We start from the raw sequence: 18,927 nt of genomic DNA on the forward strand, positions 1-18,927 counted from the left end.
GCGGCACGCGGAAATCCTACGCTCGGCTTGCCGCCTCATACGAAGGTGTGGGTCGCGGCTATGACGCGCCGTTGCCGGCGAGCGCGCTGGCCAGGCAATGGGCGATGCGGTCGCCATCGACCGGCTTGTCGAGGAACGCGCAGGCGCCGCGCGCCATGACCCGGGTGCGGACCGTCTCGGCGGGGAACGCGGTCATGAAGATCATCGGGAAGCTGCGGCCGCGCGCGAGCAATTCGGCCTGCAGTTGCTCGCCGCTCATCCGCGGCATCTGCATGTCGGCGATCAGGCAATCCGGATCGGCGCGCTCCCGCTCGTCCAGGAACTCGGTGGCCGAGCCGTAGCTTCGGATCGCGTAGCCGAACGAGCGCAACAGACTGGACAAGGAGGCCCTCACCCCTTCGTCGTCGTCGATGATCGCGATTACGGCAGCCTGGCTATCCACGGGGGTCCTTCGCACCGCGTGTCGCACGTCAAGTGCGTCCGGTGCGCGGCCGATGCCCCTTTGTCCCATTTCGCCGGTGCGGCGAAAATCATACACAGGTTTGCCCGTGACCCTCAGGGTCGGGAAACCCCAAGCGTTTCGGCGCTGCGCACCAGGTCGGCGAGCGAGCGCACGCCCATCTTGCGCATGACGTTGCCGCGATGGATCTTCACCGTGATCTCGCTCAGGCCCAGCTCGCCGGCGACCTGCTTGTTCATCAGCCCGGACACCACCAACGCCAGCACCTCGCGCTCGCGCGGCGTCAGCGTGGCGTACCTGGCGTGCAGCGCCTGCACCGCGCAGCTGGCCACGCGCCGCTGCCGGTCGCGCTCGATCGCCGCGCTGACCGCATCCAGCATGTCCTGGTCGCGGAACGGCTTGGACAGGAAATCGACCGCGCCGGCCTTCATCGCCCGCACCGTCATCGGGATGTCGCCATGGCCGGTCATGAACACGATCGGCAGGTGGATGCCGTTGCGCGCGAGCTGGTCCTGGAAGTCCAGGCCGCTGATGCCAGGCAGCCGCACGTCGAGCACGATGCATCCGCACACGTCCGCCAGCGCCGCCTGCAGCAGCTCCGCCGGGGAGGCGAAGATCCGCGTGCGCAGGCCGATCGAGCGCAACAGGCTGTCGAGCGAATCGCGCACCGCCGCATCGTCGTCCACGACCACCACCACGGGCGGGCCGGGCGCGGCGGCGTGCGTCGGCGCTTGCCCGCTCATGCCTGCGGAGCGCCGAGCATTGCCGCCAACAGCAGCCGGAAGGTCGCGCCCTGGCCGGGCGCGCTTTCCACCGACAAGTGCCCGCCATGCGCTTCGGCGGTGGTCCTGCAGATCGCCAGGCCCATGCCCATGCCCTGCTGTTTGGTGGTGAAGAACGGATCGAACAGGCGCTGCAGATGCTCCGCGGCGATACCCGGGCCGGTGTCGGCGACCGTGATTGCGAGCGTGTCGTGCGCGTCGCGCATCGCGCGAATGCGCAACACGCGCGGCGCGGACTGGCCGGCCATCGCCTGACTGGCGTTGACCATCAGATTGACCAGCACCTGCTGCAGCTGGATACGGTCGCCGACCACGGCCGGTAGATCCGGCTGCAGGTCCACCTGCAACGCCACCTGGCCGCGCGCGAACTCGTGCTCCACCAGGCGCACCGCATCCTCGACCAGCGCGGCGGCGCTCAGCGCGTCGCGCTTCATCGGCGCCTTGCTCAGAAAATCGCGGACGCCCCTGACGATCTCGCTGGCGCGGCGCCCTTCGGCAATGATGCGGCCGAGGGCGGCATCCACTTCGTACAGGTCGGGCACGTCGCGATGCAGCCAGCGCATCGCCGCCTCGCCGTTGGTCACCACCGCCATCAGCGGTTGGTTGACCTCGTGCGCGATCGACGCGGTCAGTTCGCCCAGCGTCGCCACCCGCGCGGCATGCGCCAGTTCCACCTGCGCCGTCAGCAGCGCGCGTTGCGCCTGCTTGCGTTCCGAATGGTCCACCACGAACACCAGCACGCAACCGTCGTCGTCCGGGCCGGGGAAGGTGATGGTGAAAAGCACCGGAATGCGGCGTCCATCGGCGCGGACGATCTCGGTCTCGCCCTCGTGGAAGGCATCGCCCGCGACGAACGCGGCCAGGGCCGCGGCGAAGCTGCGTTCGCCTTCGCCCAGCAGGTCGTCGAGCGAGCTGCGCGCATGCAGCGCGGCGTCGCCGCCGACCATGGACAGGAACGCCGGGTTCAGCCCGTCGATCCTGGTCAGCCGGCGCGCGCGTTCGACGAAGTCCGGGTGATCGGCAAGATAGGCGTTCAGCGCCGCGGTGTCGTGCAGCCCAAGCGCGGCCAGCTCGGCCCGCAGCGCGGTCCAGTCCTGCTGCGCGACACCGATGCGGCTGGCATCGAACATCCGCCGGTAGCGGCGCTCGCTCTGCACCAGCGCCGCATAGGCGGCCTTGCGCTCGGTGACGTCGGTATGCGTCTCCAGCACGCCCATCGGCGCTTCGTGGGGATCGCGCTGCAGCACCCAGCGGCTCTCCACGACCAGCGTGGCGCCGGCCCTGGTGCGCTGCTCGAGCACGCCGTTCCAGGCGCCTGCGTCCAGCAGCATGGCCTCGATCGCCTGCCGCTGGATCGGATAGCGGGTATCGAGCAGGTCGTCCGCGACCCGGCCGAGCGCCTGCTGCGCCGACCAGCCATACACCTCCTCGGCGGTGCGGTTCCAGAAGGTGATCACGCCGAAGCGATCGCGCACGAAGATCATGTCGTGCGACAGGTCCAGCAAGGTGGCCTGGGCGCACAGCGCCTTCATCGCCTTCTGGTTCTGCAGCAGCAGCACCGCGGTGGTCGCGATCGCCGCCAGGCTGACGATGGCGCGCAAGGTCTGCGAGCCGACCTGCGCGACGCCGTGCGTGTCCACATAGGTGGCGATGGTGAGGGCGGCACCGCTCAGCGCGGTCACCACCATGTCGCTGCGCCGCGCGGTGCGCGCCACCAGCAGCAGGGCGACGACGTACAGCACCGCGATGGCGCCTTCGAGCGCGGTGAAGGTATCGACCACGAAGATGGCGCACATCAGCAGCCCCGCCACCAGCCGCAACGCCAGCCGGCGCCGGCCGGCGCCCGCGCAGGCCCACGTCGCGGCGTCCCATCGCAATGGCGAAAGCGCGAAGCGCTGCTTGCGAGAGGGGGTGAACAAGGAGTGCCTCCGGGGATGGGAACGCGCGCGCGACCGCGCAGGCGACCACGGCCAAGCGCCCTGGCCAACGCGGTACCTGCGGCAACAGGCACGGTAGGACCTGCTTCGCGCGGCGTCTTGGATGCCGTTGCCTTATCTGCGGACCAGCGGCCGCCTGGCTGCGAGGCGCCAGCCGCGCACGACGCCGGGGCGGCACCCGGCGTCGCCGTCGCGGCCGGCCCCACACCAAGGTATGAGGCGGCGAAACGATCCGCCGATGTCCGTGTCCTCGCCCGCCGCCTAACCTCTGCCTCGTCGAGTGGAGCGGCATCGCGGCACCACTCGCCCACGGACCGCCGCGGCACCGCCCCGGCAGCAGGCAGGCCCTTCAACAGGAGACACCCATGGATACCGTTTCGATCAAGTCGCGCCAGAGCAGCGCGCTGCACACGCCGACCGATCTCGGCGCCCAGGCCACCACCGATATCGGCGCGGCGCTGAACGTCCTGCTGGCGGACACGTTCGCGCTCTACCTGAAGACCAAGAACTTCCACTGGCACCTGTCGGGGCCGCATTTCCGCGACTACCACCTGCTGCTCGACGAACAGGGCGACCAGATCTTCGCCACCACCGACGCGATCGCCGAGCGCGCGCGCAAGGTCGGCGCGACTACGCTGCGCTCGATCGGCCATATCCACCGCTTGCAGCGGCTGCTCGACAACGACGCCGACTACGTGACGCCGCAGGACATGCTGGCCGAACTCGCCGAGGACAATCGCCGGCTCACCGGCTTCCTGCGCGCGACCCATGCGGTGTGCGACGAGCACCACGACGTCGCCACCACCAGCCTGATCGAAGTGTGGATCGACGAGGCCGAACGCCGCGCCTGGTTCCTCTACGAAAGCTCCCGCGCCGCGCGCTGAACCCGTGCGCGGATGCGCGCAGCGACAAGGAACCGAACCATGCACACCAAGATGCCGCTGCCCGCACTGCTCGCCGTGCTACTTGCCGCCAGCCCGGCGCCCGGTCATGCGGCCGCCTCGCCGGCCACGGCCGGCGCCATCGGCCATGCCGACATCCAGCGCTGGGCCGAGGCCTGGAACAGCCACGACATCGACACGGTCATGACCCTGTTCACGCCCGACGTGGTGATCCACCAGCCCAGCAATCCCAAGCCGCTCGACGCGGCCGGGACGCGCGCGTTCTTCGCGATGATCTTCAAGACCTACCCCGACTTCCACGTGACCCTGACCGACGCGCTGGTCGACGGCATGCAGGGCGTGTCGGTCGAACGGGTCACCGGCACCTGGAGCGGCCCCTACGTGGACCCGGCGACCGGCAAGACCACGCCCGGCAACGGCCGCCGCTTCGATCACCCCGGGGTCATGCTGCTCCACTACCGCGCCGACCACCGGATCGACGAGGTCACGATCTACTGGGACCGGCTGACCGTCGACCAGCAACTCGGCATCGCGCCGTAACCCCACCCCTGGAGCGCATCATGAGCGATCTTCCCTTGCTGACCCCCGACGCGTGCGCGCTGGTGCTGGTCGACGAACAGGCAGGCCTGGCGTTCGCCGCCGGCTCCGCCGACCGCCAATCCCTGCGCAGCAATGCCGTGGCGCTCGCGCGCAGCGCCGTCGCCTTCGCCGTGCCGGTGGTGGTCAGCACCTCAGCGTCGAAGGTCTACAGCGGCCCGCTGATGCCGCCGCTGCGCGCGGCGCTGCCGGACATCGTGCCGATCGAACGGCGCAACATGAACCTGTGGGAAGACGAGGCGGCCAAGGCGGCCGTCGTCGCCACCGGCCGCAAGACCCTGGTCTTCGCCGGGCTGCTGACCGAAGCCTGCGTCAGCTTCCCGGTGCTGTCGGCGCTGGCCGACGGCTACAAAGTGCATGTGGTGGCCGATGCCTGCGGCGGCCTGACCGCCGCCAGCCACGATGCCGCATTGCGACGCATGGAACAGGCAGGCGCAGTCATGACCTCGTGGCTGCAGTTCCTGCTCGAACTGCAGCGCGACTGGACCCGGCACGCCACCTACGAGGCTGCACGCAGCATCGTCGTCGACCACGGCGGCGGCTATGGCATCGGCCTCGACTACGCCCGCGACATGATCAAGCCCGCCTGAGGCAGCGCGTGGCGCCGCGGCGCCACGCGCGAAGCGTGCACCCCATGGATGCGCCGCAATGCCCGCAACAGCCCAAGGAACAACGCCGATGAGCGACCTGCCACCGCCTCCACCGCCCGTCATCACCCAGGAGTTGCGCATCGTCGATGCGCAGGGCCGCCCGCGGATGCTGCTGTCGGCGCTGAACGGCGTGCCTGAGATCGTGCTGCTGCGCGAGGACGGCAGCACCGGCACGCGCGTCGCGCTCGACGCCGACGGACGCCCGGCGCTGACGCTGCTCAACCCGCTCGCCGCCGGCCCGCAGGCCACCGTCGAAATCGACGACAAGGGCGCGCACCTGCTGCTGGAACGCCCAGGCGGCGCCTCGTCATACCTGTTCCTCAACAATGCCGGCGGCTCGGGCGTGGTGCTGATCGCGGCGGACGGCCAGCGCCGCCTCAGCGCCACCCTCGCCGCCGATGGCAGCAGCAGGATCGAGCGCGCGGAAGACTCACACGCATCGGCAAGCAAGTAGGCAAGAACGAACAGCCAGGCAATCGGCGAAGCCCGGCGAATACGGATCGCCGGCCCGCGACCGCGCGTGCTGCGATGTCCTAGCGGATCGCCTTGCTCGCCAGCTCGACCGGATCGGCGCGCGCGCACTGCTCAACCACACCGCTGGCATCGACCAACACGTCGTTCGGCGCCAGCACCGGGAACTCCCCTCGCCATGGCGCCAGGCAGTATCGCGGCGTGTCGATCGGCGTGCATGTACGGATGAAACGGCCTGGCGCGCCGTACTCGCGACCACCGGTTCCCGTTCGACCGAACGCCCTGCGCCGTGGCGACACGTGGAAACCGCAACCGTGCGATCGCCTGCAACTGATACAGTCGATGCGCCCGAATCGGCGCGGACGCGGCCTTTGCTCCTCGCCGCCACGGCGCGATCGTGGCCACGGCCGTCAGTGTCGGCCAAGCCAGACGCATCGCATTCCGGCGCCGCACCCATTCTGGAGACATTGCCATGCCCGATTCGCCCGTTGCGCCCTCGATGTCGCGGCGATCGCTGCTGGCCGCCTCCGGCGCGGCGCTGTTGCTGGCCGCACTGCCTCGCCCCGCATCGGCGGCCGCGAAGGAGGCGCCAAGCATCATCGACGCGTGGGCGAAGGCGAACGGCTTCCAGGGCGTGGTCCTGCTCGCCCGCGACGGCAAGGTCGCCTATGCGCAGCCCTTCGGCATCGTGGACGTGGAAGCGCAGCGGCCGGCGCAGCTCGACGACGTCTACGGCATCGCTTCGATTTCCAAATGGCTCACGACGCTGGCGGTGCTGCGCCTGGTCGAACGGCGCAAGCTCGACCTCGACCGGCCGATCACCGCCTGGCTGCCGGACTATCGCGCCGACACCGGCGCCCGCATCAACCTACGCCGCCTGCTGTCCAACAGCAGCGGCCTGACCGAGCAGTACGGCCCGGCCGCCAAGGCCGACCCATCGCTGATGACGCTGGAGCTGCCGGCTTCCGAGGCCGTGCGCCGGTTCGCCAGCGCCGACCTCGCGTTCGAGCCGGGCGCAAAATTCGACTACATCTTCGCCAACTGGATCGTCGTCTACGCCATCGTCGAAGCGGTCGCCGGCATGCCCTTTGTGGACGCCGTGCGCAGCCTGGTCCTGGACCCGCTGGAGCTGCGCCACACCGGCACCGGCCCGGCGATCGCGACCGCGCCGACCACGGTGCCCTCCTACCGGACGCTGTCGCCGCCCGAGCGCCGTACCTACGACAGGCCGGGCTTCATCGCCGCGGCCGGCGGCTATTTCAGCAACGCCCAGGACCTGATGCAGGCCGCACACCGCGTCTACGACAAGGGCTTTCTGTCGGCAGCCTCGCTGCGCCAGCTCAACACGGTGGAAATGCCGGAGGAATATGCGCTCGGCGGCCGCGTGAAGACACTGACGCTGCAGGGCAAGCGCCGCACCTACGCCTGGGAAACCGGCAACACCGCCGGCTACCGCTCGCTGCTCGCGCACCGCCTGGACACGCGCGAGACGATCGTGATCCTCAACAACAGCAGCATGTCGCAGCGCCAACTCGACGAGTTCGCGATCGCCACGCAGTCCTGAGCGCGCGCGCTCGCCGGTTGCGATGCGCATCCCCGGGCACGCCGGTGGCAGCCATTGCGCAACGCAGGCTGGCTTGCGGGCTATCGAAAAAAAAAGGAGGTTTCAAGGCCGCGCCGGGCAGTGAATTGCGGAGCGGACTGGAGAGTGCGGAGCGCGCCGACGCGCATGCACCTTGCAACGACTGGAGCGGGCGATGGGAATCGAACCCACGTCAGTAGCTTGGGAAGCTACAGCTCTACCATTGAGCTACGCCCGCGTCGCCGGTGCAGTCTATGCGGTGGGCCGGCGGTTGCGCAAGAAATCGGTGCGACAAACTGCGGCGATGGCGCGCCGGCACCCACGCGATCGCGATGCCGGTACTTGCAAGGTGGGATTCTTGTGGGAGGGGCTTCAGCCCCGACGCCTTGTCGACAAGGCGTCGGGGCTGAAGCCCCTCCCACAACGTGACCTTGCGATGTCGCAAGGTCATGCGCCGCCCATCGTACCCGGCAGGCCGGGCACGATGGACAGCCGCGACGCAGCGTTTAGAAGCTGCCGCCGAAGTTCACGAACAGCGAGGTGTCGCGCGCGCGGCTCTGGCCGGTGGTGGCGGCGATGCCGACATTGCTCTCCAGGCCCCACACCTTGGTCCGCGCGCCCAGCACCACCGAGGCGTAGTTGCGGTCCATGGCCAGGCCCGGCACCGCGTAGGCGCCCAGCTCGGGCATGGTCTGCAGCCACGCGGTGGCCTGCTCGCCCTTCTTGAACTCGTGGTCGTAGGTCGCCTGCACGTACGGCTTCACCATGCCGGCGTCGACGCTGGCCTTCCAGCCGAGGCGGCCGACCAGCGACTCGACGTCCTGGTCGTAGTAGCCCAGCGCGCTGGAGTTCGGGTTGCTCTCGGTGTAGCCGTCGAGCTTGACCTTCTGCCAGATCGCCGCGGCCACCGGGCCGTGCTTGAACGCGCCCTCGCCGAACTCGTAGCCGCCCTGCAGCGCTGCGGTCAGGTTGCTGCCGTCCGGCGAGCCGTTGTGCTCGATGGTGGCCGCCGCCAGGTTGACCTTGCGCTTGACGTCGTAGCTCAGCCAGCTGTAGCTGACCTGCGCGTTGACCCACGCGCGCTCGCCGTACCAGCCGGCGAAGCCGCCCAGGGTGCTGTCGTCCTGGGTGTAGTCGCCGCCGCGGTTGCCGAAGTCGGCGTCCACGCGGCCGAAGCCGCCGAAGCCGCCGAACACCCACTCGCCGCGCGACCAGTCCACGCCGAACAGGCCGGCCGGGGCCAGGCCGTCGTACAGGTCGCCGTGCGAATAGCGCTGCATGTCGCCGCGCAGGTTGCCCCACCAGCGCATGCCGTCCGCGTCCGGGCGGCCGTCGACGTGCCAGGCGACCTGGTCGGCGCGCGCGCGGCCGGTGACCTCGGCCGAGTGGCTCAGCACCTGCTGCAGGCGCGGGCCTTCCAGGATCGACAGCGCGTACTGCGCCAGCAGTTCGTGGGTGCGGCCGGTGGGATGGATGCCGTCGGCGAACACGTAGCTGTCGGCGGCGTCGGCACTGACGTAGCTGGTCGGGTTGCAGGTCAGCGACTGCGCGGTGATCTGCGGCTGGCAGGCGGTGCCGGTGGCGTTGCTGAAACCGTAGGTGGACGGGCTGGCGATCACTTCCTGCAGCAGATGGAAGGTATCCACCGGGATCACCTGCAGCCCGGCGCTCTTGAGCCCGGCGAACAGCGCGCTGTTGTAGCTGCCGGCCAGCGCGGTGCCCTGCGCCATCGTCGTGGCGCCGCCGGCGCGGAAGCGCGGGGTGAGGCCGACGTCGGGGATGGTGGTGACCATGACGTAGCGCGCGCCGGCGTTCTGCAGGCCGGCGACGATGCCCACCTGCGCGGTCACCGAGTTGCCGATCGTGACCTGCGCCGGTGCGCCGGCGGCGACCGCCAGCAGGTCGTTGGCGCCGCCCCACACGCTGTACAGCGCGTTCGGGTCGGCCTTGCCGCCGTTGGCGGCCAGGTAGTTGCTGGTCTGCGTCGCCAGCGACGGCGCCACGCCCAGCGCGCTCGGGTTGGCCACGCCCACGCGGGCGTTGCCGGCGGCGTAGTTGTCGCCGATCTGGCCGTTGCCGTTGGCGTGGCCGTCGGTGTGGTAGTAGTCGGCGATGTACTGCGCCCAGACCCAGTCCGGATTGGTCGTGAACTGGCCGGTCACCGCCTGCGCCGAGGCCGGCAGCAGCGGCCGGTAGTAGCCGGCGTCGGTCAGGCTGTCGCCGAAGAACACGGTGCGGCTATAGGTCTGCTGCGCGAACGCGGGCGCGGCGGCGAGCACGATCGCGGCGGCCAGCAGCGAGCGGAGTGGACGGATGGACGAAGTCATGGATGCCCTCCCGGGCGATAATGAAGGTGACTCGGGGCACGGCCAGAACATACGCAGCCGCATGGCAGGCATGATTTCACCTCTGCCCTGCGCGCTCACGTTGCACTGCCGCAATACATCGCGCGCCTGACGGCACGCACTGCACAATGATGACATGAACATCGAATTGAACGGCCAGCTCCGCCCTTTGCAGCCCCACACCACCGTCGCCGTCCTGCTGATCGAGGAAGGCCTGGCGCAACGCCGCGTCGCGGTCGAGGTCAACGGCGCGATCGTGCCGCGCGGCGCGCACGCCGAGCACGCGCTGCGCGACGGCGACCGGGTGGAGATCGTGCACGCGCTGGGCGGCGGCTGAATCCCGCGCGGCGCCGGCTCGGCAGCGTCGGGTGCGATGGGCGATAATCCGGCGATGAACGCTCACGCCCCCCACGATGCGCTGGTGATCGCCGGCAAGCCCTACCGTTCGCGCCTGCTCACCGGCACCGGCAAGTTCGCCGATCTCGAACAGACCCGGCAGGCTACCGAGGCCGCCGCCGCGGAAATCGTCACCGTCGCGATCCGCCGCTCCAACATCGGCCAGAACCCCGGCGAGCCCAACCTGCTCGACGTGCTGCCGCCGCAGCGCTACACCATCCTGCCCAACACCGCCGGCTGCTACACCGCCGAGGACGCGGTGCGCACCTGCCGCCTGGCGCGCGAACTGCTCGACGGCCACAACCTGACCAAGCTGGAAGTGCTGGGCGACCAGCGCACCCTGTTCCCGGACGTGGTGCAGACCCTGAAGGCTGCCGAGATCCTGGTCGCCGACGGTTTCGAAGTGATGGTCTACACCAGCGACGACCCGATCCTGGCCAAGCGCCTGGAGGAGATCGGCTGCGTGGCGGTGATGCCGCTGGCCGCGCCGATCGGCTCCGGGCTGGGCATCCAGAACCGCTACAACCTGCTGGAGATCATCGACAACGCCAAAGTGCCGATCATCGTCGACGCCGGCGTCGGCACCGCTTCGGACGCGGCGATCGCGATGGAACTGGGCTGCGACGGCGTGCTCATGAACACCGCCATCGCCGGCGCGCGCAATCCGGTGCTGATGGCCAGCGCGATGCGCAAGGCGGTCGAGGCCGGGCGCGAAGCGTTCCTGGCCGGGCGCATCCCGCGCAAACGCTACGCCAGCGCGTCGTCGCCGGTCGACGGGCTGATCGGCTGAGGCCGCGCGCATGACCGATCCGTTCTCCAGCGCCGGCGCCAAGACCCCGCCCAAGCCCTTCACCATCGAGGAAGGCCGCCGCCAGGTGCGCAGCTTCGTGCTGCGCCAGGGCCGCTTCACTCCCGCGCAGCAGCGCGCGTTCGACGAACTGTGGCCGCGCTTCGGCCTGGACTACGCCGGTCAGCCGCGCGATCTGGACGCCACCTTCGGCCGCGCCGCGCGCAAGGTGCTGGAGATCGGCTTCGGCAACGGCGAGGCGCTGCGCTTCGCCGCGCGCCACGACCCGGCCCGCGACTACATCGGCATCGAAGTGCACGCGCCCGGCGTGGGCCGCGTGCTGAACGCGCTGGCCGCCGACGACAGCCAACACGTGCGCCTGTACCACCACGATGCGGTGGAAGTGCTGGAGCACGAGATCGCCGACGGCGCGCTCGACGAAGTGCGCATCTACTTCCCCGATCCGTGGCACAAGAAGCGCCACAACAAGCGCCGCCTGCTGCAGCCGGCGTTCGCCGCCTTGCTGGTGCGCAAGCTGCGCGACGGCGGCCGCCTGCACGCGGCCACCGACTGGGCCGACTACGCCGAGCAGATGTGGGACGTGCTCGATGCCACCGACGGCCTGGTCAACCGTGCCGGCCCGCGCGGCCACGTGCCACGCCCGGACTGGCGCCCGCAGACCCATTTCGAGACCCGCGGCCAGAAGCTCGGCCATGGCGTGTGGGATCTGCTGTACGACAAGCCGGGATCGGGGATTCGGGACTAGATGAGGAGCGCAGCCGCCATCCCGACGACGTATTTCCACGGCAAGCCATTGCCGCGGCCGGCTCCGCCTGCCGCCTTGTCCACTCCCTAATCCCCAATCCCCAATCCCGGCCCTAAATGGACACCGCGCTGACGCTGACCAACGACATGAAGCTCGTGCTCGGGCTGGTCGGCTTCACGATGGCGATGTTCGTGTTCGAGCGGATCCGTGCCGACGTGGTCGCGCTGGTGGTGCTGGTGGTGCTGGGCGTCACCGGGCTGATCCCGCCGGAAGAACTGTTCAGCGGCTTCTCCGGCAACGCGGTGATGAGCATCATCGCCACCACCATCCTCGGCGCCGGGCTGGAGCGCACCGGCGCGCTGAACCGGCTGGCCTCGTGGCTGCTGCGCCGCGCGCGCGGGGTCGAGGAGCGGCTGATGCTGCTGACCACCGCCATCGCCGGGCTCAATTCCTCGTTCATGCAGAACCCGTCGGTGATGGCGCTGTACCTGCCGGTGGCCTCGCGCCTGGCCGCGCGCACCGGGCTGACCCTGCAGCGCCTGCTGCTGCCGATCGCCGCGGCGATCGTGATGGGCGGCGCGTTGACCATGGTCGGCAACTCGCCGCTGATCCTGCTCAACGACCTGCTGCAGTCGGCCAACAACAACCTGCCCTCGGGCATGGCCACGATCGAGCCGCTGCGCATGTTCGCGCCGCTGCCGATCGGCCTGGCGCTGCTGCTGGCGTCGCTGATCTACTTCCGCGTGCGCGGCGACAAGACGCTGATGGAGGAAGAGCAGCTGATCAACAACGGGGTCACCCCGGCGCGCACCGAGAGCTACTTCGCGCGCACCTACGGCATCGAAGGCGACGTGTTCGAACTGATCGTCAGCGCCGACAGCCCCCTGGTCGGCATGACCCTGGGCGAAGCCGAGACGGTGCACGACGCGCCGCTGCTGCTGGCGCTGAAGACCGGCAACGACACCCGCCTGGCGCCGCCGGCGGACATGCGCATCTGGGTCGGCAGCGTGCTCGGGGTGATGGGCGCACGCCAGCAGGTGGCCGACTTCGCGCAGAACCAGTTCCTGCGCCTGTCCTCGCGGCTGCGCAACCTCGGCGACCTGTTCAATCCCAGCCGCGCCGGCATCTCCGAGGCGGTGATCCCGCCGACCTCGCGCTTCATCGGCAAGAACGCGGCCGAGCTGCGCCTGCGCAAGCAGTCCGGGATCAGCCTGCTGGCGATCAACCGCGACAAGCAGGTGATCCGCGAGGACGTGCGCAAGGTGCCGCTGCGCGCCGGCGACATGCTGGTGTTCCACAGCATCTGGCAGGACCTGGCGCAGGCTTCGGAGAGCCGCGACTTCGTCGTCGTCACCGACTATCCGAAGGGCGAGCACCGCCCGCACAAGTTCAAGATCGCGATGACGATCTTCGCCCTGACCATCCTGATCGCGCTGACCAGCAAGCTGCCGGTGGCGCTGACCCTGATGACCGGCGTGGCCGGCATGCTGCTGACCGGCGTGCTGCGCATGGACGAGGCCTATGCCTCGATCAACTGGAAGACCATCTTCATGATGGCCGGGCTGATCCCGCTGGGCTGGGCGATGGACAGCAGCGGCGCGGCGGCGTGGGTCGCCGGCCACACCATCGCGCGGCTGCCCGAAGGCGTGCCGGTGTGGGCGCTGGAGATCGCGCTGGCGCTGCTGACCACCGCGTTCTCGCTGGTGATCAGCCACGTCGGCGCGACCATCGTGATGGTGCCGATCGCGGTCAACCTGGCGCTGGCCGCCGGCGGCAATCCCACCGCGTTCGCGTTGATCGTGGCGCTGTCGGCCTCCAACAACCTGATGACCGCGTCCAATCCGGTGATCTCGATGATCACCGGCCCGGCCAACTACCAGCCACGCGAACTGTGGCGCGTCGGCGCGCCGCTGTCGCTGATCTATACCGCAGTGGTGGTGCTGATGGTCAACCTGATGTCGATGGCCTGGTGGGGCGCGTTCTAGCCAGGCATTGGCGACGCAGACGCTGCGGCCGGAAGAAATGTGGGAGCGACTTCAGTCGCGACGGGCTTTGCCCGCCAGGCCTTGCATGACTGCGCTCACAAGACGACATCTTCTCAGTGACCGCAGTCGGATCGATATCGGCGCACCGGCCTCAGGCCAACACCACCTGGCCCTCACGCACCGCCACCGGCACCGCAAGCAGGCTCTGGCCGCGACACGGCCCGGACACGCAGCTGCCGTGCTGCAACTCGAACGCGGCGCCGTGCGCGGCGCACACCACGTGGCCCTCGCGGCTCTTCAGGAACTGTCCCGGCGCCCAATCCAACCGGCGCCCGGCATGCGGACACACGTTCAACCATGCGCGCACGCCATCGCCGTCGCGGTACAGCAGCAGCGATTCGACATCGCCGCCGATGGCGGCCTCGACTTCGACCAGAGCACCGGGCGCGAGTTGCTCCAGCTGCGCCAGCACGGCGGACGACTCGGTCATGGAAGACGGCGACAGCTGCGGAAGGGCCGTCATTCTTGCATGTCCGTTTGCACGGGACTCGGGACTCGGGACTCGGACATCGCGATTTGAAGCGTTACCGACTTCCGTTCTTCGGGTCCCTGGTCCCCGGTCCCCGGTCCCGCGCATCAGCACAACGCCATGCAAGACACTGACCAACCAAGTGTTAATTTTCCGCTTAACGAACTTTTCACTCCGTCACAGAAGACACCGCCGATACTGCGCCATCGGTTCCAACTGACACAGACTTCTGCCATGCGTGCACGCGCCTTCAATTTCGATCAGTTCCGGCATGTCTTCGCGCCGCGCAAGCCGCGCCATCCGCTGGTGAAGCTGGCGGTCGGGCTGCTCGGCCTGGCGATCCTCGCCGGGCTGGTGTTCGTCAGCGTGTTCGTCGGTGCGGCGATGATCCTCGGCGGCATCGCGGTGAAGCTGCTGAGCCAGCGCAGCGGCAAGCGGCCGTCAGCGGCGCGCCAGCACGTGGTCGATGGCGAGTACCGCGTGGTGCGCAAGCCAGCGTTGCCGTTGTAAGGCCGGGATTGGGGAATCGGGATTGGGGATTCGCGAAAGCGACGTCCGCATGCCTGCCGGAGTCGGGTCGAACCTGACGCGCTAAACTGCTGCATCCCGTTCTTCTCTGGATGCGTGCCCGATGAAAGACCTGTTCGCCGCTGCCGAAGCTCCGCGCGTGCCCGTGCGTGGGCTGGGACTGTTTCCGGTGCATCGCATCTACTGCGTGGGCCGCAACTTCGCCGACCATGCGCGCGAAATGGGCGCCACCGCGCCGGCGTCGAAGGACGCGCGCGGCCAACCGACGTTCTTCATGAAGCCCGCCGATGCGCTGGTGGTCGGCAGCGAGTCCATCCCCTATCCGTCCGCGACCCAGGACCTGCACCACGAAGTGGAGTTGGTGGTGGCGCTCGGCCAGGACGCGCCGGCCGGCGTGCTGAGCGTCGAGGATGCCAGCGCCTTGGTGCTGGCCTACGGCGTCGGCCTGGACCTGACCCGGCGCGACCTGCAGGCCGCGGCCAAGGCCAAGAGCCTGCCGTGGGACATCGCCAAGGGTTTCGACCATTCCGCGCCGATCAGCGAACTGATTCCGGCCGGCGAAGTCGGCGCGCTGGAGGCGCTGAACCTGTCGCTGGAGGTCAATGGGCAGGTGCGCCAGCAATCGCTGCTCGACCAGATGATCTGGAACGTGCCGGAGATCCTGCACGAACTGTCCAAGCTGTTCGCGCTGCGTGCCGGCGACCTGGTGTTCATGGGCACGCCGGCCGGCGTGGCCGCGCTGCAGCCGGGCGATCGCTTCAGCGCGCGCCTGGAGAACGTCGCCGAGCGCCACGGCACCATCGTCGCTTGAGCGCCGATGATGTCGGCGCGCCGCGCGCCGCGCACCGTGATTCGCGATCGACAACGACTGCGCTAGGCTTGCGCAGCGGCGATCGGCCCGCGCAAACATTCGAGGCATCTCCAATGGGCATGATCCGCGAGTTCAAGGAATTCGCCATGCGTGGCAACGTGCTGGACCTGGCGGTCGGCGTGGTGCTCGGCGCCGCGTTCGGCAAGATCGTCACCGCGCTGGTGGAAAAGGTCATCATGCCGCCGATCGGCCTGCTCGCCGGCGGCGTGGATTTCTCGCGCTGGGCGTGGACGCTGAAGGCGGCGACGGTGGACGCGGCCGGCAAGGAAGTGCCGGCGGTGGTGATCGGCATCGGCGATTTCCTCAACACCATCCTCCAGTTCGTGATCGTGGCCTTCGCCATCTTCATGCTGGTCAAGGCGATCAACCGCATCGCGCGCAAGGAACCGCCGGCGCCCAAGGCGCCGAGCGAGGAAGTGCTGCTGCTGCGCGAGATCCGCGATGCGTTGAACAACGACGCCGCACACAAGTAAGCGCGGCGCCCGCAGGCGCGCCACGCGCTGCTAAGCTCGTGGCTTCCCCTGTCGCGGAGTCCTCCATGCGTCGTCTTGCTGTCGTCATCGCCGCCATGCTCGCCACCTCGTCCGCCGCCGCGGCCGAGACCACCCGCATCCCGGACGCGGCGCTGTCCACCGCCGCCACGCTGCGCGAGCAGGCGCTGGCCGACGACACCGGTTGGAAGGTGGTCGAATCGCTGACCACCGAAGTCGGCCCGCGCATGGCCGGCAGCGACGCCGATGCGCGCGCGGTCGCGTGGGCCAAGGCCAAGTTCAAGGCGCTGGGCTTCGACAGGGTGTGGACCGAGCCGGTGACGTTCCCGAAATGGGAGCGGCGCAGCGAGCATGCGCAGGTGCTCGGCGCCAATGCGCAGCCGCTGACCGTGACCGCGCTGGGCGGCAGCCCGGCCGGTACCGTCGAGGCCGAGGTGGTGCGCTTCGCCGACCTCGCCGCGTTGCAGGCCGCACCGGCCGGTTCGCTGCGCGGCAAGATCGCCTTCGTCGACTACCAGATGGTCAAGGCGCGCGACGGCAAGGACTACGGCAATAGCGGCGCGGTGCGCAGCAAGGGCCCATCGGAGGCGATCCGCAAGGGCGCGATCGGCTTCGTGATGCGTTCGGCCGGCACCGATTCGCACCGCGTGCCGCATACCGGCATCACCCGCTTCGAGGAAGGCCTGACCCCGGTGCCGGCGGCGGCGCTGTCGGTGCCCGACGCCAACCAGCTGGCGCGGCTGGTCGCGCGCGGCCCGGTGCGGCTGCGCCTGGCGCTGGACTGCGGCTGGGACGGCCAGGCCACCTCGTACAACGTGATCGGCGAGATCACCGGGCGCAGCAAGCCCAAGGAAGTGGTGGTGATCGGCGGCCACCTGGATTCGTGGGACCTGGGCACCGGCGCGATCGACGACGGTGCCGGCGTCGGCATCAGCATGGCCGCCGGGCACCTGATCGGCCAGCTCAAGCGCGCGCCCAAGCGCAGCATCCGCGTGGTCGCCTTCGCCAACGAGGAGCAGGGCCTGTACGGCGGCAAGGCCTACGCGCAGGCGCACGCCAAGGACGTGGCGCTGCACCAGATCGCCGCCGAAAGCGACTTCGGCGCCGGCCGCATCTATGCGTTCAACACCGGCTCCGGCGATGCCGCCGCCTCGCGCGAGGCGACCCGGCAGATCGCCGAGGCGCTGGCGCCGTTGGGCATCGACTACGCGCCGGACAAGGGCGGCCCCGGCCCGGACGTGGGCCCGCTCGCGGCCAAGGGCGGCGCCTGGGCGTGGCTGGCGCAGGACGGCAGCGACTACTTCGACCTGCACCACACCGCCGACGATACCCTGGACAAGATCGACCCCAAGGCGCTGGCGCAGAACGTCGCCGCCTACGCGGTGTTCGCCTATCTGGCCGCCGAAGCGGATGGCGGCTTCGGCAGTCAGGCCAAGACAGTGGAACCGCCCACGGAGTAAGCTGCCACGCCTGCCGCGGGGGATGCGTGCAGGCCTTCCCTCTCTCGCAACGCCAGGACCCACGATGGGCAAACGGCAAGGTCGTGCAGGCTCGGCGGTGACGCTGCTGGATGTGGCGCGGCACGCGGGCGTCTCGCCGATGACCGCTTCGCGCGTGATCAACCACCACCCGCGGGTGGGCGCGGCGATGCGCGAGCGCGTCGAGGCCTCGATCAAGACGCTGGGCTACCGGCCCAACCTTGCCGGGCGCTCGTTGCGCACCGCCAGCCTGGCGCGGATCGGCGTGCTGTACAGCAACCCCAGCGCGGCCTATCTCAACCAGTTCATGCTCGGTATCCTCGAGCAAAGCAGCCTGGACGGCAGCCAGGTGCTGGTGGAAAAGAGCGACGACATCGGCAGCCAGCGCGCCGCCACCGAGCGCCTGCTCGAAGCCGGCGTGGACGGGGTGATCCTGCCGCCGCCGCTGTGCGACTCGCAGCAGACCATCGAGGAACTGGACGCGCGGGGCATCCCGGTCGTCGCCGTGGCCACCGGCGCGCCGATGCACGGCGTCAGTTCGGTGCGCATCGACGACTACCAGGCCGCCTGCGCGATCACCCGCCACCTGATCGAGCTCGGCCACCGCGACATCGGCTTCATCAGTGGCGACCCCAAGCACACCCCGAGCGCGCTGCGCAGTCGCGCGTTCTTCGACACCATGGCCGCGGCCGGCCTGCCGGTCGCCGCCACGCGCGTGGCCGACGGCCTGTTCACCTACCGCTCCGGGCTGCTCGCCGCGACCGCGCTGCTGCAAGTCGCGTCGCGCCCGACCGCGATCCTGTGCAGCAACGACGACATGGCCGCCGCCGCGGTGGCCATCGCCTACAGCCTGCGCCTGCGCGTGCCCGAGGACCTGTCGGTCGCCGGCTTCGACGATACCCCGGTGGCGACCACGATCTGGCCCGAGCTGACCACCATCCACCAGCCGGTCACCGCGATGGGCCGCGCCGCGGTCGCGCTGCTGCTCAGCGAGATCCGCCAACGCCGCGACGGCCTGCCCAACCGCGGCGTCCACCAGGTGATGAAGTACACGCTGGTCACGCGCGGCTCGACCGCGCCGCCGGCAGAGCCGCCGTTGCTGCAGGCAGTGGGCTAGCGCGTTTTCTTCGTTGTGTTTAATCCACGGAAGTCGTAGGCGCGACTGCAGGTGGCTTCGGGCCATCGGTCGCGATGCGCTTTGCTGGTAAGGCCCGTCGCGACTGAAGTCGCTCCCACAAGATTGGTCGACTGCGATATCCGAGTCAAAAGTGCTCACGGCGCAGTCGACTCCAGTTGTGCAGCGATCCACTTGCACCTGATCGGCACGCATCGCGGTCGGGTCATGGCACAGCAGCCCGCAGGAAGGGCTG

The 18,927-nt window shown here is 69.5% G+C and carries 19 protein-coding genes and 1 tRNA gene; 14 read left to right on the forward strand and 6 right to left on the reverse strand.

Annotation, left to right across the window (positions count from 1 at the left end):
• Nucleotides 1-58: 58 nt before the first annotated feature.
• The 3 genes from NUG20_RS16275 to NUG20_RS16285 form a co-directional block, all read right to left on the reverse strand.
• On the reverse strand, nucleotides 59-382 hold the full coding sequence (locus tag NUG20_RS16275) for a response regulator transcription factor (protein ID WP_263395468.1): 324 nt from the start codon (nucleotides 380-382) through the stop codon (nucleotides 59-61).
• A gap of 173 nt (nucleotides 383-555) precedes the next feature.
• Nucleotides 556-1,203: a response regulator transcription factor gene (locus tag NUG20_RS16280; protein WP_263395469.1), complete on the reverse strand. Its 648-nt coding sequence runs from the start codon at nucleotides 1,201-1,203 to the stop codon at nucleotides 556-558.
• Nucleotides 1,200-3,161, reverse strand: coding sequence for a PAS domain-containing sensor histidine kinase (locus NUG20_RS16285; protein ID WP_263395470.1), 1,962 nt, complete (start codon nucleotides 3,159-3,161; stop codon nucleotides 1,200-1,202). The genes NUG20_RS16280 and NUG20_RS16285 overlap by 4 nt, the downstream gene beginning before the upstream one ends.
• Nucleotides 3,162-3,544: 383 nt before the next feature.
• Here NUG20_RS16285 and NUG20_RS16290 point away from each other — a divergent pair, with 383 nt between their 5' ends.
• The 5 genes from NUG20_RS16290 (at nucleotide 3,545) to NUG20_RS16310 (ending at nucleotide 7,363) form a co-directional block, all read left to right on the forward strand.
• The gene (locus NUG20_RS16290) at nucleotides 3,545-4,063 is read left to right on the forward strand and encodes a Dps family protein (protein ID WP_263395471.1); all 519 of its coding nucleotides are present in this window, start codon (nucleotides 3,545-3,547) and stop codon (nucleotides 4,061-4,063) included.
• A 39-nt stretch (nucleotides 4,064-4,102) separates the two neighbouring features.
• Nucleotides 4,103-4,621, forward strand: coding sequence for an ester cyclase (locus tag NUG20_RS16295; protein ID WP_263395472.1), 519 nt, complete (start codon nucleotides 4,103-4,105; stop codon nucleotides 4,619-4,621).
• 20 nt (nucleotides 4,622-4,641) lie between these two features.
• A complete protein-coding gene (locus NUG20_RS16300) occupies nucleotides 4,642-5,268 on the forward strand; it encodes a hydrolase (protein WP_263395473.1) in 627 nt (208 codons plus the stop codon).
• 88 nt (nucleotides 5,269-5,356) lie between these two features.
• Complete coding sequence (locus NUG20_RS16305) at nucleotides 5,357-5,782, forward strand: hypothetical protein (RefSeq protein ID WP_263395474.1); 426 nt, start codon at nucleotides 5,357-5,359, stop codon at nucleotides 5,780-5,782.
• Between the two features lie 489 nt (nucleotides 5,783-6,271).
• On the forward strand, nucleotides 6,272-7,363 hold the full coding sequence (locus tag NUG20_RS16310; protein ID WP_263395475.1) for a serine hydrolase domain-containing protein: 1,092 nt from the start codon (nucleotides 6,272-6,274) through the stop codon (nucleotides 7,361-7,363).
• A 182-nt stretch (nucleotides 7,364-7,545) separates the two neighbouring features.
• Here the strand turns inward: NUG20_RS16310 and NUG20_RS16315 are convergent.
• Both NUG20_RS16315 and NUG20_RS16320 read right to left on the reverse strand, forming a co-directional pair.
• Nucleotides 7,546-7,619: transfer RNA gene (locus NUG20_RS16315), tRNA-Gly, on the reverse strand.
• A 268-nt stretch (nucleotides 7,620-7,887) separates the two neighbouring features.
• A complete protein-coding gene (locus NUG20_RS16320; protein WP_263395476.1) occupies nucleotides 7,888-9,708 on the reverse strand; it encodes an autotransporter domain-containing protein in 1,821 nt (606 codons plus the stop codon).
• Between the two features lie 154 nt (nucleotides 9,709-9,862).
• Here NUG20_RS16320 and thiS point away from each other — a divergent pair, with 154 nt between their 5' ends.
• The 4 genes from thiS (at nucleotide 9,863) to NUG20_RS16340 (ending at nucleotide 13,660) form a co-directional block, all read left to right on the forward strand.
• A complete protein-coding gene (gene thiS / locus NUG20_RS16325) occupies nucleotides 9,863-10,063 on the forward strand; it encodes a sulfur carrier protein ThiS (protein ID WP_263395477.1) in 201 nt (66 codons plus the stop codon).
• A gap of 54 nt (nucleotides 10,064-10,117) precedes the next feature.
• Nucleotides 10,118-10,912 (forward strand): thiazole synthase, encoded by a 795-nt coding sequence (locus tag NUG20_RS16330; RefSeq protein ID WP_263395478.1) that lies wholly within the window; start codon nucleotides 10,118-10,120, stop codon nucleotides 10,910-10,912.
• 10 nt (nucleotides 10,913-10,922) lie between these two features.
• Complete coding sequence (trmB, locus tag NUG20_RS16335; RefSeq protein ID WP_263395479.1) at nucleotides 10,923-11,675, forward strand: tRNA (guanosine(46)-N7)-methyltransferase TrmB; 753 nt, start codon at nucleotides 10,923-10,925, stop codon at nucleotides 11,673-11,675.
• Nucleotides 11,676-11,791: 116 nt separating this feature from the next.
• Nucleotides 11,792-13,660 (forward strand): SLC13 family permease, encoded by a 1,869-nt coding sequence (locus NUG20_RS16340; protein ID WP_263395480.1) that lies wholly within the window; start codon nucleotides 11,792-11,794, stop codon nucleotides 13,658-13,660.
• 151 nt (nucleotides 13,661-13,811) lie between these two features.
• Here the strand turns inward: NUG20_RS16340 and NUG20_RS16345 are convergent, their stop codons facing one another.
• The gene (locus tag NUG20_RS16345) at nucleotides 13,812-14,150 is read right to left on the reverse strand and encodes a Rieske (2Fe-2S) protein (RefSeq protein WP_263398513.1); all 339 of its coding nucleotides are present in this window, start codon (nucleotides 14,148-14,150) and stop codon (nucleotides 13,812-13,814) included.
• Between the two features lie 273 nt (nucleotides 14,151-14,423).
• On the opposite strand from NUG20_RS16345, the gene NUG20_RS16350 reads away from it, so the two are divergent.
• The 5 genes from NUG20_RS16350 (at nucleotide 14,424) to NUG20_RS16370 (ending at nucleotide 18,674) form a co-directional block, all read left to right on the forward strand.
• Entirely contained in the window at nucleotides 14,424-14,699 is a 276-nt protein-coding gene (locus NUG20_RS16350; protein WP_263395481.1) for a hypothetical protein, read from the forward strand.
• Nucleotides 14,700-14,820: 121 nt separating this feature from the next.
• Entirely contained in the window at nucleotides 14,821-15,528 is a 708-nt protein-coding gene (locus NUG20_RS16355; RefSeq protein WP_263395482.1) for a fumarylacetoacetate hydrolase family protein, read from the forward strand.
• Between the two features lie 113 nt (nucleotides 15,529-15,641).
• Entirely contained in the window at nucleotides 15,642-16,061 is a 420-nt protein-coding gene (gene mscL, locus NUG20_RS16360) for a large-conductance mechanosensitive channel protein MscL (RefSeq protein WP_263395483.1), read from the forward strand.
• 65 nt (nucleotides 16,062-16,126) lie between these two features.
• The gene (locus NUG20_RS16365; protein ID WP_263395484.1) at nucleotides 16,127-17,539 is read left to right on the forward strand and encodes a M28 family peptidase; all 1,413 of its coding nucleotides are present in this window, start codon (nucleotides 16,127-16,129) and stop codon (nucleotides 17,537-17,539) included.
• Between the two features lie 64 nt (nucleotides 17,540-17,603).
• Complete coding sequence (locus NUG20_RS16370; RefSeq protein WP_263395485.1) at nucleotides 17,604-18,674, forward strand: LacI family DNA-binding transcriptional regulator; 1,071 nt, start codon at nucleotides 17,604-17,606, stop codon at nucleotides 18,672-18,674.
• Nucleotides 18,675-18,927: the final 253 nt, after the last annotated feature.

This window comes from Xanthomonas sp. CFBP 8443 (genome assembly GCF_025666195.1).
Classification (GTDB): Bacteria; Pseudomonadota; Gammaproteobacteria; order Xanthomonadales; family Xanthomonadaceae; genus Xanthomonas_A.